The sequence below is a fragment of the Veillonella parvula genome, assembly GCF_024461875.1.
Lineage (GTDB): Bacteria > Bacillota > Negativicutes > Veillonellales > Veillonellaceae > Veillonella > Veillonella parvula_I.
Window position 1 is genome coordinate 1 of record NZ_JANGAL010000093.1, and the last position, 242, is coordinate 242.

1 protein-coding gene is annotated in these 242 nt (G+C 37.6%); it reads left to right on the plus strand.

Annotated features, from left to right (window positions below):
- The coding region (locus tag NE668_RS09985; RefSeq protein WP_256196856.1) for a hypothetical protein at positions 1-242 on the plus strand (242 nt) is incomplete at both ends.

The window sequence follows — 242 nt, forward strand, 5'->3', positions numbered from 1 at the left end:
GATAATATCACGAAGAATGCTACAGAAATTGCCACAAATAAAGGTAATGTTTCAACTAATACGGCAGCCTTGGCTCGTAAAATCTCTTTAGGTGGTAATACTGGTTGCACAACAGAAAAATCCTTAAGTACAGGTGATGTGAAGTTTAATGTAAAAGGTGAAGGCCTTGAAACGACTTCTGCAGCTGGCTATGATGTAACAGTAACCGTGACAGAAAAAGAAGTTAAACAAGAAGCTGTTAA